At 44.3% G+C, this 22,632-nt stretch carries 27 protein-coding genes; 1 reads left to right on the top strand and 26 read right to left on the bottom strand.

Going from position 1 to position 22,632, the window contains the following annotated elements; translation table 11 throughout:
- Positions 1 to 9 precede the first annotated feature (9 nt).
- The 24 genes from ytvI to E4K68_RS20500 form a co-directional block, all read right to left on the bottom strand.
- A complete protein-coding gene (ytvI, locus tag E4K68_RS18445; RefSeq protein WP_135380382.1) occupies positions 10 to 1,116 on the bottom strand; it encodes a sporulation integral membrane protein YtvI in 1,107 nt (368 codons plus the stop codon).
- A gap of 10 nt (positions 1,117 to 1,126) precedes the next feature.
- Entirely contained in the window at positions 1,127 to 1,909 is a 783-nt protein-coding gene (locus E4K68_RS18440; protein ID WP_135380381.1) for a phosphatidate cytidylyltransferase, read from the bottom strand.
- A gap of 9 nt (positions 1,910 to 1,918) precedes the next feature.
- The gene (locus E4K68_RS18435) at positions 1,919 to 2,683 is read right to left on the bottom strand and encodes an isoprenyl transferase (RefSeq protein WP_135380380.1); all 765 of its coding nucleotides are present in this window, start codon (positions 2,681 to 2,683) and stop codon (positions 1,919 to 1,921) included.
- A 117-nt stretch (positions 2,684 to 2,800) separates the two neighbouring features.
- Complete coding sequence (locus E4K68_RS18430) at positions 2,801 to 3,004, bottom strand: hypothetical protein (RefSeq protein ID WP_135380379.1); 204 nt, start codon at positions 3,002 to 3,004, stop codon at positions 2,801 to 2,803.
- Positions 3,001 to 3,567: a ribosome recycling factor gene (gene frr / locus E4K68_RS18425; RefSeq protein ID WP_135380378.1), complete on the bottom strand. Its 567-nt coding sequence runs from the start codon at positions 3,565 to 3,567 to the stop codon at positions 3,001 to 3,003. The genes E4K68_RS18430 and frr overlap by 4 nt, the downstream gene beginning before the upstream one ends.
- On the bottom strand, positions 3,564 to 4,289 hold the full coding sequence (gene pyrH, locus E4K68_RS18420; protein ID WP_135380377.1) for a UMP kinase: 726 nt from the start codon (positions 4,287 to 4,289) through the stop codon (positions 3,564 to 3,566). Before pyrH ends, frr begins: the two co-directional genes overlap by 4 nt.
- A gap of 103 nt (positions 4,290 to 4,392) precedes the next feature.
- Positions 4,393 to 5,046 carry a translation elongation factor Ts gene (tsf, locus tag E4K68_RS18415; RefSeq protein ID WP_135380376.1) on the bottom strand — a complete coding sequence of 218 codons (654 nt, stop codon included), beginning with the start codon at positions 5,044 to 5,046 and terminating at the stop codon, positions 4,393 to 4,395.
- Positions 5,047 to 5,222: 176 nt separating this feature from the next.
- Positions 5,223 to 5,945, bottom strand: coding sequence for a 30S ribosomal protein S2 (gene rpsB, locus E4K68_RS18410; RefSeq protein WP_135380375.1), 723 nt, complete (start codon positions 5,943 to 5,945; stop codon positions 5,223 to 5,225).
- A gap of 177 nt (positions 5,946 to 6,122) precedes the next feature.
- A complete protein-coding gene (locus tag E4K68_RS18405) occupies positions 6,123 to 6,581 on the bottom strand; it encodes a hypothetical protein (protein WP_135380374.1) in 459 nt (152 codons plus the stop codon).
- A 26-nt stretch (positions 6,582 to 6,607) separates the two neighbouring features.
- Entirely contained in the window at positions 6,608 to 7,405 is a 798-nt protein-coding gene (gene codY, locus E4K68_RS18400) for a GTP-sensing pleiotropic transcriptional regulator CodY (RefSeq protein WP_135380373.1), read from the bottom strand.
- 51 nt (positions 7,406 to 7,456) lie between these two features.
- Positions 7,457 to 8,842, bottom strand: a complete 1,386-nt coding sequence (gene hslU / locus E4K68_RS18395; protein WP_135380372.1) for an ATP-dependent protease ATPase subunit HslU — start codon at positions 8,840 to 8,842, stop codon at positions 7,457 to 7,459.
- Between the two features lie 11 nt (positions 8,843 to 8,853).
- The gene (hslV, locus tag E4K68_RS18390) at positions 8,854 to 9,384 is read right to left on the bottom strand and encodes an ATP-dependent protease subunit HslV (protein WP_135380371.1); all 531 of its coding nucleotides are present in this window, start codon (positions 9,382 to 9,384) and stop codon (positions 8,854 to 8,856) included.
- Positions 9,385 to 9,469: 85 nt separating this feature from the next.
- Positions 9,470 to 10,384: a site-specific tyrosine recombinase/integron integrase gene (gene xerA, locus E4K68_RS18385; protein WP_135380370.1), complete on the bottom strand. Its 915-nt coding sequence runs from the start codon at positions 10,382 to 10,384 to the stop codon at positions 9,470 to 9,472.
- A 4-nt stretch (positions 10,385 to 10,388) separates the two neighbouring features.
- Positions 10,389 to 11,705 (bottom strand): methylenetetrahydrofolate--tRNA-(uracil(54)-C(5))-methyltransferase (FADH(2)-oxidizing) TrmFO, encoded by a 1,317-nt coding sequence (trmFO, locus tag E4K68_RS18380; protein WP_135380369.1) that lies wholly within the window; start codon positions 11,703 to 11,705, stop codon positions 10,389 to 10,391.
- A gap of 41 nt (positions 11,706 to 11,746) precedes the next feature.
- Complete coding sequence (gene topA, locus E4K68_RS18375; RefSeq protein WP_135380368.1) at positions 11,747 to 13,837, bottom strand: type I DNA topoisomerase; 2,091 nt, start codon at positions 13,835 to 13,837, stop codon at positions 11,747 to 11,749.
- A gap of 197 nt (positions 13,838 to 14,034) precedes the next feature.
- The gene (gene dprA / locus E4K68_RS18370; protein ID WP_135380412.1) at positions 14,035 to 15,153 is read right to left on the bottom strand and encodes a DNA-processing protein DprA; all 1,119 of its coding nucleotides are present in this window, start codon (positions 15,151 to 15,153) and stop codon (positions 14,035 to 14,037) included.
- A 79-nt stretch (positions 15,154 to 15,232) separates the two neighbouring features.
- On the bottom strand, positions 15,233 to 15,640 hold the full coding sequence (locus tag E4K68_RS21705) for a hypothetical protein (protein ID WP_348982877.1): 408 nt from the start codon (positions 15,638 to 15,640) through the stop codon (positions 15,233 to 15,235).
- Positions 15,630 to 15,827: a hypothetical protein gene (locus E4K68_RS18360; protein WP_135380366.1), complete on the bottom strand. Its 198-nt coding sequence runs from the start codon at positions 15,825 to 15,827 to the stop codon at positions 15,630 to 15,632. Before E4K68_RS18360 ends, E4K68_RS21705 begins: the two co-directional genes overlap by 11 nt.
- A 2-nt stretch (positions 15,828 to 15,829) precedes the next feature.
- Entirely contained in the window at positions 15,830 to 16,753 is a 924-nt protein-coding gene (locus tag E4K68_RS18355; protein ID WP_135380365.1) for a Ku protein, read from the bottom strand.
- A 229-nt stretch (positions 16,754 to 16,982) separates the two neighbouring features.
- Positions 16,983 to 17,195, bottom strand: a complete 213-nt coding sequence (locus E4K68_RS18350) for a hypothetical protein (RefSeq protein ID WP_135380364.1) — start codon at positions 17,193 to 17,195, stop codon at positions 16,983 to 16,985.
- Positions 17,196 to 17,289: 94 nt separating this feature from the next.
- Entirely contained in the window at positions 17,290 to 18,120 is an 831-nt protein-coding gene (locus E4K68_RS18345) for a TIM barrel protein (protein ID WP_135380363.1), read from the bottom strand.
- 110 nt (positions 18,121 to 18,230) lie between these two features.
- Positions 18,231 to 18,869 carry a histidine phosphatase family protein gene (locus E4K68_RS18340; RefSeq protein ID WP_135380362.1) on the bottom strand — a complete coding sequence of 213 codons (639 nt, stop codon included), beginning with the start codon at positions 18,867 to 18,869 and terminating at the stop codon, positions 18,231 to 18,233.
- Positions 18,870 to 18,918: 49 nt separating this feature from the next.
- Entirely contained in the window at positions 18,919 to 20,502 is a 1,584-nt protein-coding gene (gene serA / locus E4K68_RS18335; protein ID WP_135380361.1) for a phosphoglycerate dehydrogenase, read from the bottom strand.
- Positions 20,503 to 20,862: 360 nt separating this feature from the next.
- Positions 20,863 to 21,006 carry a hypothetical protein gene (locus E4K68_RS20500; RefSeq protein WP_158291468.1) on the bottom strand — a complete coding sequence of 48 codons (144 nt, stop codon included), beginning with the start codon at positions 21,004 to 21,006 and terminating at the stop codon, positions 20,863 to 20,865.
- Positions 21,007 to 21,145: 139 nt separating this feature from the next.
- On the opposite strand from E4K68_RS20500, the gene E4K68_RS18330 reads away from it, so the two are divergent.
- The gene (locus tag E4K68_RS18330; protein ID WP_135380360.1) at positions 21,146 to 21,331 is read left to right on the top strand and encodes a small, acid-soluble spore protein, alpha/beta type; all 186 of its coding nucleotides are present in this window, start codon (positions 21,146 to 21,148) and stop codon (positions 21,329 to 21,331) included.
- 269 nt (positions 21,332 to 21,600) lie between these two features.
- Here E4K68_RS18330 and E4K68_RS18325 read toward each other — a convergent pair whose 3' ends face one another.
- Together E4K68_RS18325 and E4K68_RS18320 are read right to left on the bottom strand one after the other, a co-directional pair.
- Positions 21,601 to 22,026 carry an Hsp20/alpha crystallin family protein gene (locus E4K68_RS18325; RefSeq protein ID WP_135380359.1) on the bottom strand — a complete coding sequence of 142 codons (426 nt, stop codon included), beginning with the start codon at positions 22,024 to 22,026 and terminating at the stop codon, positions 21,601 to 21,603.
- A 62-nt stretch (positions 22,027 to 22,088) separates the two neighbouring features.
- Positions 22,089 to 22,571, bottom strand: coding sequence for an ATP-binding protein (locus tag E4K68_RS18320; protein ID WP_348982876.1), 483 nt, complete (start codon positions 22,569 to 22,571; stop codon positions 22,089 to 22,091).
- Positions 22,572 to 22,632 lie beyond the last annotated feature (61 nt).

Genomic DNA, 22,632 nt, shown 5'->3' with positions numbered 1-22,632 from the left:
TAATACCTATTAGTCCCTAGGATGTCCAAAAACACCAATTTTTCGTAAGGCTTCATAACTAATGACTAGCCCGGGTCCAATAATAATACCTGCTACTCCCAACAACTGAAGCCCTACATACATCGAAATGAGCGTTGGAAGGGGGTGTAACCCAATCCCCTGGGACATGATCTTTGGCTCAAGAAACTGGCGTACAGTAACAGTAACAACCCACATCAGCAACAACTTCATTGCTTCCCCGAAGGACCCCATTATAAAGAGTCCCAATATCCAAGGCCCAAATAGAATGCCTGTGCCTACAATAGGCACAACATCCAGGATTCCTGCAAGTACACCCAGGGTAACAGCGTAACGATTCCCGATGAGCAATAAACCCCCAATGGTTGAAAGCGCTGTCACCGAAACTAAAATGGCCTGAGCTCGCAAATATCCTACGACAGCTGCTCCTAAGTCCTCACTGATTGCCTGAGCACTCACGTAGAAACGTCGTGGGAACAAGTTGGAAATAAACCGTTTGATATCAGGATAACTTGAACTCATAAGCAACGTAGCGACAAGGGAAACAATCATTACTATAAAGATGCCCGGTAACGCAGTAAGCACACCCAGTAAAAACACGCTTCCTGACTTGGCCCATTCTTGCAGGGTTCTAGCCAGGCTCTCCGTCGAAGAAAACAGAGTGCTCTGGATTTGGGGGTTTACCGTAACAAATCGTTCAATAGAATCGACTTGTCTTGTTACGAAATCTATAAGATAACTATAATTAGGTAAGGTAATCGCTAACTCAGATAGTTCGGTATAAAGACGTGCTACAATTAAAAAGATAAAAAGACTTAATATGGCAATCGCCAAAAGAAGAGTCAGTACTGCAGCATAAGGGCGACGAATGCGTATGCCCCTCATCAGCCGAACAACGAGCGGTTCCAGTAAAAAGGCAAGGATAAGAGCTATGGCAAACGGTAATAAGGCACTAAACATTTTGCTAATGACTTCACCAAAAACTGGTAGGAAATCTTGAAAGAAATATGTAAAGACCTTTAGAAGGACAAGAGCACTCGTTACCAATGCAAGCCTGTTTAGGCTTGCCCACAAAGGGTGTCTCTGGTTAATGCTCAACTCTTTCACCTCACGATAGTAAACTGATCCCGTAATATACCACTGGGAGAGCGAAAATCAGACTGTCGAACCGATCTAAGACCCCTCCATGCCCTGGAATGAGCTTTCCGGAATCTTTAACTCCCGCGCTTCGTTTCAAGGCTGACTCAAACAAATCCCCCACTTGTGCGCTGATCCCGATCACAATACCCAATACGATATACGCAACCCACGAAATTCCACCAACTTGCCGCCAGAACAGAAAGGCCACTACAATACTAAATAATAAACCCCCAAGTGAACCTTCCACAGTCTTCTTAGGACTAACTTGGGGTGCTAAAAGATGGCGTCCATATTGTCTCCCTATAAGGTATGCACCTGTATCCGTCGCCCATACCAAAAAAATCGTAAGAAAAGTCCACTCTAGTCCTCTTGGAAGCTGCCGAAGCAAATATAGATGAGATAACATGACAACTGTATAAAGGACGGATAGCAGATTAAAACTTGCTTCTGGAAGTAGCGTCTTCGGGTATGTTAAGGCAAGCCGTCCAAACCCAATAAGAAGCCACAAGACTAGAACTGGGAACATCCACTCTTTCCCGCCCATAAACAGGCTGATCAACCAAACCCCCGCGAAAAGCATTGTCAGTTTATGCCAAGCGCGCATACCCATATGCTCGCCAATTTTCAAAAATTCCCATAACGCTAATAATGTTAACGCAGCAACCAAAAAAGCAATGTATGATCCACCCAAATATGTTAATCCCAAAAGAAGTGGAGCACCAATCAATGCACTCAGTGTTCTTTTAATCATGTGTACTCCTCAATTTGTATGTATTCCACCGTAACGGCGATCACGCTTCTGGTACACTTTAATCGCTTCAAGTAGGGCCGTTTGCCCAAAGTCCGGCCAAAGTTCCTTAACAACTTCAATTTCGGTATAGGCAAGTTGCCAAAGTAGAAAGTTACTCAACCTCATTTCTCCTGAAGTCCGAATTAGTAAATCCGGATCCGGAAGCCCTCGTGTAAAAAGTGCTTCACTAAATCGTTCCTCATCAATCTCTTCGATACGTTGCTTCCCACTTAAAACATCTTTGCCCAAACTCTTTACAGCTTCAATAATCTCAGATCGACCGCCATAATTTAAGGCGAGGTTAAGAATGAGCCCCTTATTGTCTCGCGTTCTCTCCGTAGCGAGTTCTAATTCATGCTGAGCCTCTCGAGGAAGGTCACTGATTTTTCCCATGGTCCGAATGACCACCTGGTTTTGGTGAAGCTCATTGAGTTCATTTCTCAAATACTCCGTGAGCAGTGTCATGAGTACGCCCACTTCATCTTTGGGTCTTCGCCAATTTTCCGTGGAAAATGCATAGACAGTCAATACTTCGATTCCTAATTTAGAACACGTCTTGACAACCTTTCGCAAAGACTCAACACCCGCCCGATGCCCCATTGAACGGGGAAGAGCTCGTTTCTGAGCCCAACGGCCGTTTCCGTCCATGATAATAGCAATATGACGAGGGAGGCGGTCCATTGCAATTCGGTCCATTACATCCACATTATTTTTCTTCCAAGGTTTGAACCACATTATTTCACCTCCACACGACTTGAAAAGCTCAGCATCATCCACGCACATCGCACGAAATCCTTGACTGGGGTGATTCCACTTAAAGAGGTCAAAAGACCCCCTTGGCTAGTTAGGGGGTCAATGTCTGATTTGCGAAAACTTTTCATGCGCTAATACAACGTCCACGTGATCGTCAAATTCTCTGACGCGGACAACTCTGAAGCTACCCCACGAATCCATTTTACCATGAGGGCGAGTAATTTGAAAAGCGTAGGGTTTACCCACGCGTTCAAGTTCGATCTTAACCTCTTCCCAGTCTCGTCCAAGCCAAGTGCAACTCATACTTCAGTGATTTCGCTTTCCTTCGTTTCCATAACCTGTTCAATCTCTTTGATTATCTTGTCTGTCAACTTCTGGACATCATCCTGTGCTCGCTTAATCTCATCTTCAGAGGCACCATGTTCACCGTGCTCTTTTTCAAGTTTCTTAAGTTGATCATTAATATCTCGCCGTACGTTACGTACCGCAACTCGGGCTTCCTCAGCCTTTTTCTTCACCGTCTTCACTAATTCCACGCGCCGTTCTGCCGTAAGTTGTGGAATAATAAGGCGAATCACAGTGCCATCACTGGAGGGATTAAGCCCTAGATCCGATTTCATAATTGCCTTTTCAATAGCAGGAAGAACGGTTCTGTCCCAAGATTGAATCACTAGCATTCTAGCTTCAGGCGCGGATATGTTCGCAAGTTGATTGATAGGAGTAGGAGTTCCATAATATTCGACCATGACTTTGTCCAAAACACTCGGATTTGCCCGGCCAGCGCGGATCGTCGTGTACTCTTTACGTAGTGCGTCAACCCCTTTATGCATCCGTTCCTCCGCGTCCTTGATTACCTCAGAAATCATTCACTATCCCTCCCAACATAAGTTCCGATAGATTCGCCCATGACAACACGGCGAATATTGCCTTCTGCAGTAAGGTCAAAAACTATGACGGGTATATTATTATCCATACAAAGAGAGGTCGCAGTGGAATCCATCACCCCTAGTCCCTTACTCAGAACATCTAGATAACTTAAACGATCAAACTTCTTCGCCTCGGGATTTTTAAAGGGATCGGAATCATAAACCCCATCAACCCGTTTAGCCATCAGGATAGCTTCCGCTTCAATCTCAGCCGCTCTTAAAGCAGCTGTAGTATCCGTTGAAAAGTAGGGATTACCTGTTCCAGCTGCAAAGATAACAATGCGCCCTTTCTCCATATGACGAATGGCTCGCCGCCGAATATAAGGTTCAGCAACTTGACGCATCTCGATAGCCGATAAAACACGGGTATCTGAGCCAGCTTTTTCTAAGGCATCCTGTAAAGCAAGGGCATTCATCACTGTTGCCAACATGCCCATGTAATCGGCTGTTGCACGGTCCATTCCTTGAGCACTTCCTGCAATGCCGCGCCACAAATTCCCACCACCGACAACAAGGCAAACTTCAACCCCCATATCCCGGATTTCTGCCACCTGTTTTGCAACGGAAACCAACATATCATGCTCCAGCCCAAACCCTTGATTTCCAGCAAGTGCTTCCCCGCTTATCTTAAGGACAACTCGACTATACCGTGGTTTATCCATGGATTAACCTCCATTAATGTAATTCTATGCTTCGTATGTGAAACCTCTCATATTCGAAAAAGAGAACACCAGGGTGTTCTCTAATCAATTGCCAAGGTTAGAATTAACGATTTATTTCTTTCATGACATCAGCAGCGAAATCATCTTGCCGCTTTTCAATTCCTGCACCTAACTCGTAACGGGTAAAGCGACGAATAACGATACGTTCACCAATTTTCGAGGTTTTGTCAAGAACCAAATCGCGTACGCTCTTATCAGGATCTTTGACGAAAGCTTGTTCCATTAAACAAACTTCTTTATAAAACTTTTCGATCCGGCCTTCAACCATTTTTTCAATGATTTTCTCTGGCTTTCCTTCATTGAGTGCTTGGGCTTTTAAGATTTCTCTCTCATGTTGGAGCACATCAGCGGGTACATCTTCTTTGTTTAGATATTGGGGGTTAGCCGCAGCAATATGCATCCCAAGATCTCGAACTAACGCTTTAAACTCATCACCACGAGCAACAAAGTCTGTTTCACAATTCACTTCGATTAACACACCAATGCGTCCACCGCCATGGATATAGGACTCGACCGTCCCTTCCGCCGCGACACGCCCTTCTTTTTTAGCGGCTGCTGCTAGGCCTTTCTCACGTAGAAAATCGCAGGCCTTTTCCATATCACAGTTACACTCATTAAGTGCCTTTTTACAATCCATCATGCCCGCACCAGTGCGTTCCCTAAGTTCTTTCACTTGTGCTGCGCTTACGTCTGCCATGATTTAATTCCTCCAAATCATAAGTACGTTGTACCAAATATGACCAAAAAACAAACCAAACTTGAGCTATGAATGCGAAGCGCGATATACAATATCGGACCTCGAACTTCGAAAAAAGGGACAGGTTAAGCACAGGGGGAGCCTGAACTAACCCCTTTCTCCCTGTCCCTCAGACATTACGCTTCGACTGCTTCCCCAGCTTCCTCGACATCGTCCGAACCTTGTTGACCTTCAATGATGGCATCAGCCATCTTCGCGGTAAGCAACTTGACAGCACGGATTGCGTCATCGTTCGCCGGAATAACGACATCAATTTCATCCGGGTCACAGTTCGTATCAACAATTCCTACAATCGGGATATGCAAGCGGCGTGCTTCTGCGACAGCAATACGTTCTTTACGAGGATCTACAATAAACAACGCATCTGGGAGTTTTTTCATATTCTTGATGCCACCTAAAAAGCGTTCAAGTTTCTCCATTTCATGGCGAAGTGCAGAAACTTCTTTCTTTGTCAGTACTTCAAAAACGCCCTCAGCCTCCATCCGCTCTAAAACGCGCAATCGATCAACACGCTTTTGAATCGTTTGGAAGTTTGTCAGCATGCCACCAAGCCAACGTTCATTCACAAAATACATGCCACAACGTTCTGCTTCATCTTTGACAGACTCTTGCGCTTGTTTCTTGGTACCCACGAACAACATGGTACCTCCTTCAGTAGCAAGGTTCCGAACAAAGTTATAAGCTTCATCCACTTTTTTAACGGTTTTTTGCAGATCAATAATGTAGATTCCGTTACGCTCTGTAAAAATATAACGAGCCATTTTCGGATTCCATCGACGGGTTTGGTGACCAAAGTGTACACCAGCTTCTAGTAATTGTTTCATTGAAATGACAGCCATTGTGTTAAACCAACTCTCTTTTGTTTATTTCCTCCGCAAGTTCATCTCAAGTGCCCCTTGCTTCCCAGCAAGGAACTGGCACCTTGATCCCATTGCGTGTGTCATTAAATCACACTGCCAATAGATTAGCACATTCTTAAGCTCATTGCAACAATTTTAACCTCTAATGTGTTCGCATTATTCGTTCAAGCCAGCATAGCTCCCCAAATTCGAACGTAAATTGTACTGCAAAATGAAATTTTCCAGATCACTCATGAGTTCAGGAAATGGGAAATAAAATTCACTGACGTAGAACAACTTACTGCTTGTACGAATTTGAGCGACTTCCTGCCCTTTTCCATCGAAATAAAAAGCTACGCGACGAATATCATCGGGCTCTAAAACATGTTTTCCTAGCAGCGAACTAAATACTATTTGCTGATCGATAATTTGCACATGTTTACTCTTCCCAATAGCCCATAAAACCAGAATTCCTAGTCCTGTAGTAAAATAGATCCCTAGGAGCACCCACAGTTCTAAGCCCTGTAGTCTACTGAAAACATGGACACTGCCCATTACTAAAGGATAAAGAATTAGGAACACGAGACCGGGTACTATAAGCGGTTTCATTTGGTAAACGTAATCATGTTCATTCATAGGATTACCTCCCTGCAAAAAACAGCTTACTTAAGTGTGTGTTTAGTATGCTTATCAAGTTCATCCAGTAAATAATCATTTAGAACTCGTATATAAGTTCCTTTCATGCCCAACGACTTCGACTCGATCACACCAGCCGACTCAAATTTACGGAGTGCATTAACAATAACCGAACGAGTAATCCCCACGCGATCAGCGATTTTACTGGCAACTAATAATCCCTCTCCACCACCGAGTTCAGCAAAGATATGTTCCACTGCTTCGAGTTCAGAATACGAAAGAGTTCCCACGGCAATTTGGACCGCCGCTTTTTTTCGAGCTTCTTCTTCCGCACGTTCAGCCTTAACCCGTAAAATCTCCATGCCCACAACCGTCGCACCGTATTCGGCGAGTACCAGGTCGTCCTCTTTGAACTCCTCATCAAACTTGGCTAGTACGAGCGTCCCGACACGTTCGCCGCCACCCAAAACAGGGACAATCGTTGTAATCTTATTTGTGAAATGACACGGCTCATTGCAATTAAATACACAGCCATTTTCAACCTGTGCCGTATTCGTTTTGGTCTCGGTGATTTTCATCAGACCATCGTTATAACTTTCAGGGAATCGCTCAGAATGAACGACAATGTCTTCCATAGTCCCGCAAACAAAATGACCCATGAAACTATACCCAAGAATCTTTCCGCGCCGTCCAACAATATAACAATTTGCAAGTACTGCCTGTCTAAGAACTTTCGCCATTTCTTCAAAATCAACTGGATTACCTGCAGCACGTTGGATTAATTTGTTAATTGTTCTTGTTTTTTCCAATAATGTTATTTCCATAAGTTTTGTTTATCCTCCTTTAATGGGGCCAGACGTATTTTAAACATGTTTTTACAGAATATATCGCGCTAAATCTTGATCTTGAACCACGTCACCTAAGCGGTGCAAAACATATTCTCTATTAATTGTGACTGTATAATCTTCGGGCAATTCTGAGGCTTCAAACGATAGTTCTTCGAGTACTTTTTCAACAATTGTGTGGAGTCGCCGAGCTCCAATATTTTCAGTCGTCGAATTTACTTTGTACGCAACCTCTGCTAATTCATCGATAGCATTCTCTGTAAAATTCACCTTTATCCCTTCTGTTTCCAATAATGCACTGTATTGTTTAATCAGCGACGATTGGGGTTCAGTAAGAATACGTTTAAAATCAGCGACACTTAAGGATTCCAGTTCTACGCGAATGGGAAATCTCCCCTGAAGTTCAGGAATAAGGTCAGATGGTTTACTGACATGAAAAGCCCCAGCCGCAATGAAAAGGATGTGATCGGTTTTAACTGGACCATACTTCGTTACCACGGTCGATCCTTCAACAATCGGAAGAATGTCGCGTTGGACTCCTCCTCGGGAAACATCCTGTCCGCTCGCACCTTCACGTCCCGCAATCTTATCGATTTCATCCAAGAACACAATCCCCTCATGTTCTGCCCTACGGATCGCTTCTTGAACCGCCTCGTCTTGGTCGATCAGGTTCTGTGCTTCTTCGTGGACCAAGAGCTTTCGTGCTTCACGCACGGTTACTTTTCTCTTCTTGTGTCGCTTTGGAAGCATTCCCGACATCATATCCTGAATATTTATACCCATTTCCATCATATTGCCATTGCCTAGCATATCGGAGAGTGGCGTATTTTCTTCGACAGAAATCTCAATAACCTGCTCTTCAAGTTCTCCTCGATTCAAGCGATCCTCTGCTAACTTTCGTTCATGCATAATTTCAGGAGTCACTTCCGCTTCCCTTTCCTGATCTGACGTCTGCCCGAATAACATCTGAAAGGGGTTGCTTGATGAACTCTCTGATCGTTTTACCGGAACTAGCAACTCAATCAATCGTTTCTCAGCATTGAACGCTGCTTGAGCCTGAACCTGTTCCGCGCGCTCTGCCTTTACCATACGTAAGGAGATTTCAACCAAGTCGCGTACAATGGCCTCTACATCCCGACCTACATACCCAACTTCGGTAAATTTTGTGGCTTCTATTTTAATGAATGGGGCGCGTACAAGTTTTGCCAACCGCCGGGCAATCTCTGTCTTCCCAACGCCAGTGGGACCAATCATTAAAATATTTTTGGGTATAATTTCTTCTTGCAATTGTTCTGGCAAACAAGAACGTCGATAACGATTACGTAAAGCAACCGCTACAGCCCGTTTCGCCGCATTTTGTCCTACAATGTACCGATCTAGTTCATGGACAATTTCGCGCGGAGTCAAGCGGTCCATAGTCACACCCCCTATAACTCTTCTACGGTAATTTGCTCATTGGTATATACACAAATTGAAGCGGCTACAAGCATCGCTTCTCGCACGATCTCACTCGTTGGCATATCGGTGTGCTTTACTAAGGCACGAGCGGCGGCTAGAGCATAGTTTCCGCCGGAACCGATGGCAGCGATTCCATCGTCTGGTTCGATCACCTCTCCCGAACCAGATAAGATCAGAAGGTTTTGGGCATCCGCAACCAAAAGCAGTGCTTCGAGGTTTCTCAACATTTTGTCTGTCCGCCATTCTTTTGCGAGTTCTACAGCCGCCCGCAGAAGATTCCCATGATACTCTTCAAGTTTTTGTTCAAACTTGTCAAAGAGCGTGAACGCATCAGCAACGGATCCGGCAAACCCAGCAATCACTTTTCCTTGAAACAAGCGACGAACTTTACGAGCATTGTGTTTCATAACGGTTGCCTGGCCAAAGGTTACTTGACCGTCACCTGCTATGGCTACATGTTCCCCTTTCTTCACTGCGACAATAGTTGTTGCATGAAACATGGATAACCCTCCTTAGATGAAGTTTACTAGGGCATTTTCTGTGTGTCAAGTTAGTTGTATATAATTTACCACTATTTGTGACAATTCATAGAATCTCAGACATAGGGCGTTCTTTCGCGCGGGGATGAGCGAGGGCATAGACTTCTTTCAAACGTTCACGGGTGAGATGTGTATAAATTTGGGTCGATGAAAGTTTCTGATGTCCCAGTAACTCTTGAACACTTCTTAGATCAGCACCGCCATCTAATAAGTGTGTAGCAAATGAATGGCGAAGCATGTGTGGATTCACGTGTTGTTCCAAACTTATCTTCGCAACCAGTTTGTCCAAAATTCGCCGAACAGACCTGCTCGATAAACGGGTTCCCTGATAATTAAGGAGCAATATTTTATTATTATCTGTACGCATACCAAGATATACCTCAATAGCTTGAATAGCATAATTTGTCATTGGGACCACCCGCTCTTTGCTCCCCTTTCCGAGGACACGGATTAGCCTACTCTCTAAATCGAGATTTTCTCGGTTTAAACTGACAAGTTCACTAACCCTCAGCCCGGAGCCATAAAGTAGCTCAATAATTACCTGATCCCGTGCACCTAAAAGGTTTGTGTCATCCGGGGCCCGCAACAGCCCCTCCAACTGGTCTAGATAAAGAAAGTGCGGAAGTTTCCGTCCTATTTTTGGACTTGCCACTCGCTGAACTGGATTAATTGGAAGTATTTCCTTACGGCACAAGAACTTGAAAAACGATCGTAAGGCTGCGAGCTTACGAGCCATACTTTTTCTCGCCAATCCTTGTTCAGCCAAAACACCAAGAAAACTACGAACAATATGAACATCGATCAATTCCACCGTGAGCCGTTCAGTTTCAAACCCTTGTTCAAACGCCGCAAATCTTAGAAACTGACCGAGATCACTTTGATAAGCAATAACAGTATGCTCTGAACGATTTTGGGAATATTGATGACCCGCAAAGAGACTCAACGCCTCATCAGCCAGCATAAGCTTACCTCCCCAAATCCTCCCAAGCACAAAACTCGCTTAAAGAATCTAAAGCACGTTCTGAAATCTTGGCATTTTTCTCGCGTTTGTCTCTTATCCGTTCTGCTAAAGGTGGAAGCAACCCAAAGTTGATATTCATTGGTTGAAAACTTTGACTAGGAGAACCCTCCAAATGACGTGCCAGCCCCCCTAACGTCGTTTCAGCCGGGAAAACAAGAGTCTCCATCTGCTTCAGCCGCCGCCAAGTATTAATGCCAGCTAGAAGCCCGCTGGCTGCAGACTCAATATATCCCTCGACCCCCGTCATTTGGCCGGCAAAAAAGAGGGATGGTTTCGTCTTTAAACTAAAATCTGCTTTAAGTACTTTCGGTGCATTTAGAAACGTATTGCGATGCATTACTCCATAACGAACAAACTCTGCCTTTTCCAAACCGGGGATTAGTGAAAAGACACGTTTTTGTTCCCCCCATTTTAAATGAGTTTGAAAACCCACTAGATTAAAAAGGGTTCCAGCTTGATTTTCCTTACGAAGCTGTACGACAGCATAAAACCTTTTTTCTATTCGGGGATCCAGCAACCCCACAGGTTTTAACGGGCCAAATGTTAGCGTCTGAGGACCACGCTTGGCCATTACTTCAACTGGCAGGCAGCCCTCAAAAACCTTACCCTGTTCGAATCCTTGGACCTCCGCCACTTCAGCCTCTAGCAAAGCATTATAAAACGCATCATACTCTTCCTTAGTCATAGGGCAGTTTAGATAATCCGCATCTCCCTTATCGTAACGTGAAGCCCAAAAGGCCTTGTCTAAATTAACCGATTCGAGAGTAACAATTGGGGCAGCCGCATCATAAAAGGATAAGGCTTCCTCACCAGTTAACTGCAAGATGTCTTTTGCCAGATCATCAGAAGTCAATGGGCCACTGGCCACCACGGTGATCCCCTCTTGCGGAAGGCAATGTACTTCTTCCCGATGAATACATACATTTTGATGTTGCTCCAGCCGTTCTGTAACCTCGCTGGAAAACCGTACTCGATCAACCGCCAAAGCGCCACCAGCTGGAACCGCGTGATGATCAGCAGCACTCATAATTAAGGAGCCTAAACGACGCATTTCTTCTTTTAATAACCCCACTGCATTCTCTAAGCCAGCCCCTCGAAGTGAGTTACTACAAACAAGTTCTGCAAAGCAGTCAGTATGATGTGCCGGGGTAGTTTTGATCGGGCGCATTTCGTATAGGTCGACCATCACACCGCGCTCAGCAAGCTGCCAGGCGGCCTCAGAACCGGCGAGTCCTGCGCCGATGACGGTAATATGCTGCATTAATCCATTCGCTCCTTATCTCAATGCACGACCAGGCGAATTTAGCCTTCTTCAATCACTTTAGTAAAACGGCATTCCGGATTCGTGCATACATGTTTCTTTTCTCGTTTAGAGGATTTAATCACCATCAATTGCTGACACTCCGGACAAGGGTCTGGAGCGGGCATTTCCCATGAAACAAACTCACACTCAGGATAACCGCTACAGCCGTAAAACTTCCGCCCTTTTTTTGAGCGACGAACCACGAGTGTTTTGGAGCATTTCGGGCAATTAGCACCCACTTCTTCAAAGAGTGGCTTCGTGTTTCGACACTCCGGAAACCCTGGACAGGCCAGGAACTTACCGTAGCGCCCCATCTTAATCACCATATTCCGTCCACAGTTCTCACAAATCTCATCCGAGACCTGATCTTCAATTTTCACCTTACCAATCTTCTCTTCAGCTTGAGCCAAGTTGACAGCGAATGGTGTATAATACTCTTTAACCACGGACTTCCATGGAGCAATTCCTTCTTCAATCCGATCAAGTTTTTCTTCCAAATTAGCCGTAAACTCCAGATTCAAAATGTCCGGAAAATACTCCTTAAGTAAGCTAATAACAATATCTCCAAGTTCCGTGGGAATTAGTTGTTTTTCTTCCTTAACAACATAGCCCCTTGTTTGAATCGTTTCGATGGTCGGAGCATAGGTACTTGGTCTTCCGATTCCTTCTTCCTCCATCTTGCGTACAAGAGATGCCTCTGTGTATCGCGGGGGCGGTTCTGTAAAATGCTGCTTATCTAGGAGCTTAACAACGTCTAGCTTTTCTCCAGGCGAAACGGATAACGTCAACGAACTCTGCTCTTCATCCGTTGCCTCACCTTCATCCTTTCCCTCTTCGTAGACTGCTAAAAATCCTGGAAAACGAATCGTTGATGCATTCGCCCGAAATAAATAGTCTCCTACATTGATATCGACCGTCAACGTATCAGTGACCGCTACACTCATTTGACTCGCAATAAAACGCTCCCATATCAAACGATATAACCGCAATTGATCTCGAGATAAAACACCCTTCAGCGAATCAGGAGTCCGTAATGCTACAGTAGGACGAATCGCTTCATGTGCCTCTTGAGCACGTCCCTTGTTGGTGAACTGACGAGGTTCATCAGGGTAATAATCGTTCCCAAAGTGTGACAGAATCCACTCCTTCGCCTCTGCTTGTGCAGCCTCGGCGATCTTTACGGAATCGGTACGCATGTAAGTAATAAGACCGACGGTACCTTCTTTACCTAAGTCAAGACCCTCATACAGTTGTTGCGCTAACATCATGGTTCGTTTCGGAGAGAAACTTAATTTGCGATGGGCTTCTTGCTGAAGACTACTCGTTATAAAGGGAGGAGAAGGGAGTTTTTTTCGTTCTTTTTTACGAACATCAGTCACTCGAAAATCTTTTCCCACGATCTCGCTCATAATCCTATCCATTTCATCTTTAGAGGGAATGGAAACTTTTTGCCCTGATTTCTTCATAAGCTTTGCAAGAAATTTCCCCCCTGCGGATTGAAGGTTAGCCGTGAGAGTCCAATACTCTTCCGAAACGAAAGCCCTAATTTGCTCTTCCCTGTCATCGACTAAGCGGACCGCCACGGATTGAACTCGTCCAGCACTTAACCCTTTCTTGATTTTGCGCCAGAGCAAAGGGCTTAATTGATAGCCCACTAAACGATCCAATATTCGGCGGGCTTGCTGGGCATCCACCCTATCCCGATCAATCTGACGAGGGTGCTTTATTGCCGCCTGTATGGCTTGTTTGGTAATTTCGTGAAATTCAATGCGATTCTTATCATCCAGGGCAAGTCCCAATAAATGAGAGAGATGCCAAGCTATTGCTTCCCCTTCACGGTCAGGGTCAGAGGCCAAGAACACTTTATCAGCACCTTTAGTCGCAGCTCGTAGTTCCTTGATCAAATCTCCTCGCCCACGAATCGCAATATATTTCGGTTCGAAGTCATGTTCTAAATCTACGGCCAATTGACTTTTCGGCAAATCCCTCAAGTGTCCCATTGAGGCTTTAACTATGTAACGGCTTCCCAGAAATTTGCTGATTGATTTTGCCTTGGCAGGGGACTCTACTATAACAAGGGTTTTAGACATATTTTCACCTCAAATAAATCAAAAAAGTCACTTTTCAATAACCCTTTTGGATAATCCGTCCAGTAGCTCATACTTAATCTTATCCCTATTTATCTCCTATACTATCCAATTAGACGTCACAAATAAATTATTTTTATAGAACTTAGGTCAATGTTGGTAAAACTAAGCCCTATCTTAACGTTTTTTCCATAGTATGTCTAGCACTCTCGGGCTAATACATAATGTTGTCCCGGTAATTGTGTAATTTTTCCGCCTAACTGGAGTTCCAATAGGGCTAATGAAATACTTGATACGGGCATTGTCGAGTGAATTGCGATTTGATCGATATGAAGTGGAACATCACTTAACTGCTGAAGAATTAAGTTATGTTCTATACCAACAGGAAACTCCAATTCTTCCGAGAGAGGTTCTTTGGTCAACGAATTTCGGTCTACATGTATCGACCATTTAGGTAATTCGTTACAGATGTCTTCGATCCCCTCCACGATTTTTGCTCCTTGACGTAGTAAATGATGAGGACCCCGACTCATAGGACTGAAAATTGGCCCTGGAACAGCAAATACTTCTCGTCCTTGTTCCAAAGCGAAATCAACCGTGATCAACGCCCCGCTTCTTTCTGCAGCTTCTACAACCACAACCCCACGAGAACACCCGCTAATCAAACGATTACGAGCTGGGAAATGTGCCGCATTCGGAGGGGAACCCGGTGCAAATTCACTAATTAATGCGCCCTTTTCTAGAATGTCTTCTGCAAGGCGCTGGTTTTCCGCAGGATAAATTCTGTCAAGACCACACCCGAGAAAAGCCCAAGTCACCCCACCGCTATCAAGAGCTCCTTGATGGGCAGCTGTGTCAATCCCTCGAGCAAGACCACTGGCAATAACGATTTCTCTTGCCACGGCATCTCGCGCCAATGCTTTTGCCGCTGATTTACCATAAGCAGTCGCTTGTCGCGAGCCCACAATGGCCAACACTTCTGAATTCCCTTTGAGATGCCCTCGATAATAAAGAAGCGGAGGTGCATCCGCTAACTCTGCTAGTAACGACGGATAACCTGGTTCATCTGGTGTAATCATTCGTATCCCCTGTTTGCCCAGATTATCCCGAATCTTAACCGGCTCAATAGTTTGTCGTTCCTTCAAAACATCCCTAATCCATTTATCTTGGGTAGGGATCTCAAGATAACTCCTAGACGAAGCCTCCCAGGCCTTTACGGCACTTCCAAAGTAAGCTATAAGCTGACGTAAACGTTGGCTTCCAACGCCTGAAATCGTGCGAAATGCCGCGCGAACTATCTTTTCCTCTTCCATCTCCATGATGCACACTCTCCTCTGCCCTCCTTTTCGGGACAAACGAGCGCTTCTCCTGCGTCAAAAAATGTCGAATCTCATTGTTTCAAGTGAAATAGTGTAGAATTGATGAAAAATCGTTCTCATGACTCATCATTGTACTCAGATCTCCAACTTTTTTTAGCCGTGCACGGAAAGAACGCACATGGAAATCATCGGGATTAATCCCTTGAACAACTTCCTCCCAAAGAAGGGGGGTAGAGATGTGTCCTAACCGTGTCGGGCGAACACTGTAAATGCCTGCCATCGTTCTCCCCCTACCGTTTTGAAGATAATCGAGATAAACCTTCCCTTGACGGTTCTTGACACTTCGTTCCAGCGTGCAGGATTCTGGCCTTTGAGCTGTTTTTTGAACCTCTGCATAGGTAAAGCTGTCGTCCAATGGTAGTAATATATGAACCCCAGTCGAGCCTGAGGTTTTGACAAGGAACTTAAGTTTTAACTCATTTAAAATTTCGCCGAGCCATAACGCGTGCCCTAAATACCTTCTGGCTCTTTGTCTGAAATAGTATCTCCTGTTCGGATTTGTAAGCGACCCATCGCATTCCATCCCATTTTACTTGATACAAATACTCACCCACGGGGAGTTTCTCAATACGCTTCGGCTCCATAACTCTAATTGGAAATTGTAGTTCATCCATGCCTATGCTTCCTTAGCACGAGTGGTTGTCCGTTTCCGGGGGGTCAAAGAAGATTTTGGTTTTTCTCCAATACCCTCTTCTTCATCTTTGCCCTTTTCTTTTTTTCTGTCCATCTCTTTGCCTTTAGCCCGTACTGCTGAATCCTTAACCTTTAATTTCCCCTTTTCCTTTTCTGTCATGGCAATACTTGTACGCAAAGCTTCCATCAGGTCGACCACTTTGCTTCCTTTTACTGGAGATTCCACTTTGTGGGTTTCTCCAGTTACTTTACTTTCAATTAATTGCACTAGTTGTTCACGATATTCATCTCGATATTTCTCCGGTTCGAACGGACGAACTAAATTATCAATTAATTGACGAGCCATGGCCAATTCTGTGTCCGTCAAAACAACACGATCCCAAGCTACATCCATATGGCGAATTTCTTTAGGATAATGCATCGTTTCCATAACCAGTCCTTCTTCAAAAACACGTAGACAGGCTAGATGCTGTTTTGAGCGCATAGTGACACGTGCCAAAGCGACCTTACCACTGTCTTCCATTGCCCGACAAAGCAATCGATAGGCCTTCTGGGCAGTTTCTTCTGGTGAAAGGTAATAAGATTTTTGATAATAGATCGGATCTATTTCCTTTAACTCTATAAAATCAAGAATATCAATTGATCGACTCATAGGTTGCTCCAAAGATGCAAGATCTCCATCGTCAAGTACGACATACCGATCCTTTTCATACTCATATCCCTTAACTAAATCTGCCGTATCAACCTCTAAATCACAAGTGGGACATTTCCGGATTGACCGAATCCGATGATGGCAGTCTTTATGGAGATAATTAAATTGAAACTCTTGAGATTCTGTGGCAGCATGCATTTTCACAGGTACATTAATTAAACCAAAACTGATGGATCCTTTCCATAATGTATGCATTTAACATTCCTCCCCCTCTTATTGTGAACATCAAATGAGTTTTCAATCCAAATAAGACTTCGACCATTAATGTATCCCATGAAAAGCAAAAAACTTTGTCCAGTTTTAAGGTCTGGAACAAAGCTTAAATTAGAATTTTTACATATAGGATTAATATAGATTACTGTGGCTCCTATACCCTTTTGGCTAGGCCTTTGATCAGACCCATCTTCGCCATGTTAACCAAAGGCTAACAGTGACGCTCTATTATTCCAATTCCCGCGGGGGCTAATAACCAAACCGTAAAAGATCCTACGCATTTGGCAAAGGGCTTTAACTGTTCTCTTTTACAAGAATATTTATAGTTGTTAGGTTGAGAAACATTAAGTTTGAAATTCTGATTTGGATTGGCATATGGATTTAAAGAATATGGCCCAAACCCTAATCTTAAAGGTTCATCCACAGGATCAACTCCTTTCTCCCAGTATGAACTACCAGTATATTCCACTTATTGAGAGAAAGAGCCTCCTATTTCAGAAAAAGTTTGAGGGGGTAACCTACCCGAGCGCCTGATATGTCTGTTGTAACAGTAGAGCATCTTCTTCTAAGTTCGGGCTTTCGCAAATAGCCAACCCTTCCACCCCAAAGGTATGACACGCTTTCATTAACTCTTCAAAACGCAAGTCGGACTCCCTTAAGACAAGATGCCGTTTTTCGCCCTTTAGTCCATACTCAATGCCTGAAATATGAAAATGAACATTTTTCACCCAACGATCCCCCAGCCCCTCGGCGGTTTCATTGAGGATCGCACAAAATTCGTCATACGAATTGTACCGTCCATTGGTCCGTGCATGAAGATGACTAAAGTCTATGCATGGCAAAACCCCAGGGACCTCTTGGGCAATTCGAATCGTTTCCGCCAAATCCCCGAATTGAGTCCCCTTACCCGTCGTTTCCGGGCGAAGAATAACATCAATACCCTCCGCGTCGAGCGTTTCTCGGACGATAGTGAGTTCTCGAACGACTCGTTCCAAGACCACTTCTGACGAATTATCATGATTAAAGGCAGGATGAAAGATAACGCTCCGCACTCCGAGGATTTGCGATATGCGCGCCGTATGAATGATGCGATCCCGACTTGCCGTAATTTTCTCTGGCTCACGAGAATTGAGATTAATATAGTAAGGGCCATGACAGCTTAAGGAAATCCCTTCCTCTTTTGCAACAGCGCCAATTTTTCTCGCTTTCTCTTCTCCCATGCGCACGCCCTGGACAAATTCTAATTCCATGGCATCTAACTTCAGCTCTTGAATACGACGTACCCCACCTTCACTGGATCGATCCGTTGAGGAAAGCGGGACTCCAGCAGTTCCAAATAATAATGGCAAAAGGGTTCACCCCGTTACTTTTTTCTCACATTATATCTCCTTTCTAAATAAAAGCCAACGCAGGAAGAAGTCCTCATCGATAGCCTGATGAAGGACTTCTTCAGATTAAATCACAACCCCTTTTGTTCAATCCCACTAAAAAGAAAACCAAGATGGACGGTGGAATTCATAAGGACTAAACGCCATTTTGCACTATCATATTCAAAGACATTAATACATGTGTTGTCTTGCTTCATCTGCCAAAAATGGTTCTGCTCAATCTCCAGAATATCACAGAGAACGGCTTTGTTTACTGCATCATGCGCGACTACCAAGACGGTTTGCCCTTGATGCCTTTCTGCGTATTCCTGGAATGCTGTCATGGCCCGCTTGCGGACATCCTCGATGTTTTCCCCTTCCGGCATCTGAACATCAACTACCGTGGTCCGCCAGCGCTTCAAAAGATCTGGATAGAGGGCTTCAATTTCACTGGCATAAAGACCCTCCCATTTTCCATGATTGATTTCCAGTAACCGTTCATCTTGTGTAACGTTAAGTCCATGGAAATTCGCACACATCACGGCAGTATCATAGGATCGTGATAAGGGACTGGCATACACCACATCTATAGGCACATCTTTTAAGGCTTCAGCCACAAGCTTTCCCTGCTTGAGCCCTACTGGGCTAAGCGGTGTATCGATTTGCCCCTGATATCTCCCTTCGTGGTTCCAAATGGTTTCACCGTGCCGTACCAAGATGAATCTCGTCATCGACGATTTCCTCTCGTTTACCTTTATCTCAAGATCCTGCTCTGGCCTTTCATTGACCATCGAAATTCACCAGCTTGGCACCGAATATTCCATTCAACGCCTTGATTTTTAACAATGAATCATTACAGATATCGGATTCAACCTCTAAAAACATAATACTTTTGCCCATTTCCTCCGTTCGCACAACCTGCATGCTCATAATATTAATCTTCTTTTCTCCCAACAAACTTCCCACAGCGCCGATGATTCCTGGATGGTCGTTATGAGGAACAATGAGTAGCAATCCTCTGGGAGTTACATCCACACGATACCCATCGATCATAACAATCCTAGCTTCTTCACCAAAAAGTGTGCCCGCTACCCGATGCTCTCCTTTATCTGTTCGGAGACGTACACTGATTAGATTAGCAAAATGCTCAGTCTCTTGGCTTTTTACTTCTCGAACTTTAATACCCCGGGATTTTGCCACAGTTGGGGCATTAATATAGTTGACAGATTCTTGAAGGATAGGGTTTAAGACCCCCTTCAGAGTAGCAATTGTCAACATCTTACTGTCAACCTCACTGATCTCCCCTTTGTACTCCACTTCAATCGTCTGAATTCGCCCATCCGATAGATAAACTGCCAACGTACCCATCTTCTCGACAAGCTGAAAGTAAGGTTTGATCAACTGCATAACTCCCTGGGGAATAGGCGGCATGTTGACGGCTGTAGTCACTGGCTCATCATTGAGAGCAGCCAATACCCCTGCCGCCACATCAACTGCAACTCCAACCTGTGCTTCTTTCGTTGAAGCCCCTAGGTGCGGTGTCATGATGACATTTTCCAACTTCAAAAGAGCATTATCTGCAACAACTGGTTCCTTTTCAAAAACATCTACAGCAGCTCCAGCCACAACTCCTGCCTCGATAGCCTTAACTAAGGCAATTTCATCAATCAAGCCACCTCTCGCACATTGAACAATACGAACCCCTTTTTTCATTTTCGCGAAAGCCCCTTCATTTAATAGATGCTTAGTTTCTGCTGTAAGGGGCATATGGAGGGTGATAAAGTCCGCCTGAGCAAAAATCAGATCCAGTTCGGCTAGCTCAATTCCTAAATCTTCAGCCTTTTCCTCACTGATAAACGGGTCATACGCCAAAACTTTCATCTCGAAAGAGAGTGCTCGTTTGGCAACGCCGGTGCCAATGCGCCCTAGCCCGATAACCCCTAATGTTTTTCCCCGCATTTCTACACCCATAAATTTACTACGCTCCCATTTTCCCTCTTTCATAGAACGGTGTGCTTGCGGGACGTTCCGGGCTAGAGAGAGCATCATGGCCATAGTGTGTTCTGCGGCGGCAATCGTGTTTCCATCTGGTGCATTAATAACCATAATTCCTTTTTCTGTAGCCGCTTGGATATCGATGTTATCCACCCCGACGCCGGCCCGTCCAATCACCTTGAGATTCACTGCTGCCTCGATCACTGCTCTCGTGGCTTTCGTCTCACTGCGGACAACCAAGGCATCATATTGTGGAATAGTAGCTATAAGTTCTTCTGGGGTCAAGTTGTGCTTAACATCAACCTCGTGTGTTTGTCGTAATATCTCGACCCCTTGATCTGAAACTTTATCGCTAACAAGAATTTTCATTGTTACCCCTCCATCATGTTTTCTTGGGATACTTCATCCCACGTAAATCCATCCATTTCCTAAACATTCAAATGCACACTTTAGCCGTTCTAAAACATCCTCCTCCACCCTTCTCTGCCCTAAAAAATACAAAACCCACCCCAATCTCTTGGGGCGGGAATTTCCGCGGTGCCACCCAGTTTAGACCATAAGAACAACAAGTCACGCCAAATTATAAAAACCCCTCGTCCCTAAAAGGGACGAGAGGTTATCCCGCGTTGCCACCCATGTTGCTTTAAAAGCCAACTTTAACACGCTGTATCGGGCGAAACCCGTCACGATTCATCATCGGATACTCCGGAATGGAATCCCATGTTTGATTCACCGACTCGCACCAACCGTCGGTTCTCTTAGAATCCGTACATTGGACTTTTCCATCATCGCATTATTAATGTAGTATTGATTGAGATTATAGAATGTCCGCTCTATGAAGTCAAGTGTTTTCTCACGTAATACATTATTCATTTAAAAACAGTTATTTATTCCTTATTTTCCATCAAAATTCGCGACTCCATTACATACTGTCCCAATAAAAAGTTATACTAATAACACTTTCATCAACAGTATTGTTGAAAGAAACTACCATTCGAAGGGAGGATTCCACATGTCAAGACGACGAAATAGCATTATGTCTTACCAGTTAAAAGAACAAATTGCTCAAGAGTTAGGTTTTGCAGGGACCCTTCAACAAGAAGGATTTGGAGGAGTTTCTTCAAGGGACTGTGGTAACATGGTGAAAATGGCTATCGAACTGGCGGAGCGTAATCTCCCTGGGAGTAACATGACGTAAATCGTTAGTCAAACTGTAAACAAATTTTACCAAAGGTGTAACAAACTTGTTTTCAAGTTTGTTACACCTTTATTTTAACTAAGCGTTCCATATATCGTTTAATATAATACTCGCACCTGCCAAAGTGTGAGCATTTCCGACTTAAGAGTAATTCTAGTAATTGAAAAATATTGCATAAATATTCAAAAGCGAGGGTCTCCAAAACAAGGTCGACCTTCGCTCTCTCTTTTGTTGCTTGCTTCATTAATTTCTCTTGCTTAACTGAACTGTTAGTGAAAATCTACCTCGATAGAGCGTGCTGCTGGATGATCATCCTTTAAAAAACTTAGCGTCAAAAGCCCATTACGATAACCCGCGTGAGCGCCATCAGTCTTGACCAATGCAGGGAGAGTCAACACCCTTGAAAATTTCCCATAATACCGTTCTGAGTGTCGAGCAAAGCTTTCATCTTCGTGGGCAATTTTTCGAATTTCTCCCTCAATCATCAGTCGATTTTCATCCAAGGCAATAGTTAAATCCTCTGATTTCTCAATTCCCGGAATTTCGACAGTCACCATCACCTTTGACTGGGTTTCCTCGATATCCACTCGAAATGGCCCATTAGTTAGCTCTTCTTTACCTTTTCGAATAAACCGATCCATCTCGTTCCAAAAAGGATCCAACATTCGCAATGGTTCTTTAGGAACTAGCGACATTTCCTTTCACCTCCGCGTTTGTATTGACCAGTTTAGGATGCTCTCTTAGTTCGTAGATTATGCTATACTTGTAACCGTTTATCCAAAGCACGATACTGTATTGCTTCAGCTAGATGCTCTGGAAGAATGTCTGAGCAACCGCCTAAATCAGCAATCGTTCGGGAAACCCTTAAAATCCGATCGTGGGAGCGGGCACTAAGATGTTGGCTATCAAAAATCTTCTGTAAGAGGGACTCTCCACTTGGTGTCAACTTAGTAAATTCTTTGGTTTCCTTAGCCGTCATTTCAGCATTCGTTTTTGCTGGTCCTAGTCGAGCCCATTGTCTCTGACGGGCTGCCATAACTCGATCCCTGACTACAATGGAAGACTCATTCCCATCCCCGTCTTTTAACTCAGAATAATTCAGCCTTGGAACCTCGACATGTAAATCAAACCGATCTAAAAGTGGACCGGAGATCTTGCCACGATAATTTTGGATTTGCATAGGTGTACAATGGCACACTCTTCCCTGATCACCAAAATATCCACACGGGCAACCGTGCAGTTTATAACTTGGGAATGGTTTATATCAAGAATGAAGCACTTCCGGAATGGAGGACGCCGAC

This window comes from Desulfosporosinus sp. Sb-LF (assembly GCF_004766055.1).
GTDB lineage: Bacteria > Bacillota > Desulfitobacteriia > Desulfitobacteriales > Desulfitobacteriaceae > Desulfosporosinus.
This window is presented reverse-complemented; position numbering and strand designations above follow the sequence as displayed.

What these genes read in the sequence shown, in the direction of transcription:
- E4K68_RS18440 (WP_135380381.1), bottom strand. Translation starts at nt 1,909, where the DNA reads ATGATTAAAAGAACACTGAGTGCATTGATTGGTGCTCCACTTCTTTTG.
- E4K68_RS18435 (WP_135380380.1), bottom strand. Translation starts at nt 2,683, where the DNA reads ATGTGGTTCAAACCTTGGAAGAAAAATAATGTGGATGTAATGGACCGA.
- E4K68_RS18430 (WP_135380379.1), bottom strand. Translation starts at nt 3,004, where the DNA reads ATGAGTTGCACTTGGCTTGGACGAGACTGGGAAGAGGTTAAGATCGAA.
- frr (WP_135380378.1), bottom strand. Translation starts at nt 3,567, where the DNA reads ATGATTTCTGAGGTAATCAAGGACGCGGAGGAACGGATGCATAAAGGG.
- pyrH (WP_135380377.1), bottom strand. Translation starts at nt 4,289, where the DNA reads ATGGATAAACCACGGTATAGTCGAGTTGTCCTTAAGATAAGCGGGGAA.
- tsf (WP_135380376.1), bottom strand. Translation starts at nt 5,046, where the DNA reads ATGGCAGACGTAAGCGCAGCACAAGTGAAAGAACTTAGGGAACGCACT.
- rpsB (WP_135380375.1), bottom strand. Translation starts at nt 5,945, where the DNA reads ATGGCTGTCATTTCAATGAAACAATTACTAGAAGCTGGTGTACACTTT.
- E4K68_RS18405 (WP_135380374.1), bottom strand. Translation starts at nt 6,581, where the DNA reads ATGAATGAACATGATTACGTTTACCAAATGAAACCGCTTATAGTACCC.
- codY (WP_135380373.1), bottom strand. Translation starts at nt 7,405, where the DNA reads ATGGAAATAACATTATTGGAAAAAACAAGAACAATTAACAAATTAATC.
- hslU (WP_135380372.1), bottom strand. Translation starts at nt 8,842, where the DNA reads ATGGACCGCTTGACTCCGCGCGAAATTGTCCATGAACTAGATCGGTAC.
- hslV (WP_135380371.1), bottom strand. Translation starts at nt 9,384, where the DNA reads ATGTTTCATGCAACAACTATTGTCGCAGTGAAGAAAGGGGAACATGTA.
- xerA (WP_135380370.1), bottom strand. Translation starts at nt 10,384, where the DNA reads ATGCTGGCTGATGAGGCGTTGAGTCTCTTTGCGGGTCATCAATATTCC.
- trmFO (WP_135380369.1), bottom strand. Translation starts at nt 11,705, where the DNA reads ATGCAGCATATTACCGTCATCGGCGCAGGACTCGCCGGTTCTGAGGCC.
- topA (WP_135380368.1), bottom strand. Translation starts at nt 13,837, where the DNA reads ATGTCTAAAACCCTTGTTATAGTAGAGTCCCCTGCCAAGGCAAAATCA.
- dprA (WP_135380412.1), bottom strand. Translation starts at nt 15,153, where the DNA reads ATGGAGATGGAAGAGGAAAAGATAGTTCGCGCGGCATTTCGCACGATT.
- E4K68_RS18360 (WP_135380366.1), bottom strand. Translation starts at nt 15,827, where the DNA reads ATGGATGAACTACAATTTCCAATTAGAGTTATGGAGCCGAAGCGTATT.
- E4K68_RS18355 (WP_135380365.1), bottom strand. Translation starts at nt 16,753, where the DNA reads ATGCATACATTATGGAAAGGATCCATCAGTTTTGGTTTAATTAATGTA.
- E4K68_RS18340 (WP_135380362.1), bottom strand. Translation starts at nt 18,869, where the DNA reads ATGACGAGATTCATCTTGGTACGGCACGGTGAAACCATTTGGAACCAC.
- serA (WP_135380361.1), bottom strand. Translation starts at nt 20,502, where the DNA reads ATGAAAATTCTTGTTAGCGATAAAGTTTCAGATCAAGGGGTCGAGATA.
- E4K68_RS20500 (WP_158291468.1), bottom strand. Translation starts at nt 21,006, where the DNA reads ATGAATAATGTATTACGTGAGAAAACACTTGACTTCATAGAGCGGACA.
- E4K68_RS18330 (WP_135380360.1), top strand. Translation starts at nt 21,146, where the DNA reads ATGTCAAGACGACGAAATAGCATTATGTCTTACCAGTTAAAAGAACAA.
- E4K68_RS18325 (WP_135380359.1), bottom strand. Translation starts at nt 22,026, where the DNA reads ATGTCGCTAGTTCCTAAAGAACCATTGCGAATGTTGGATCCTTTTTGG.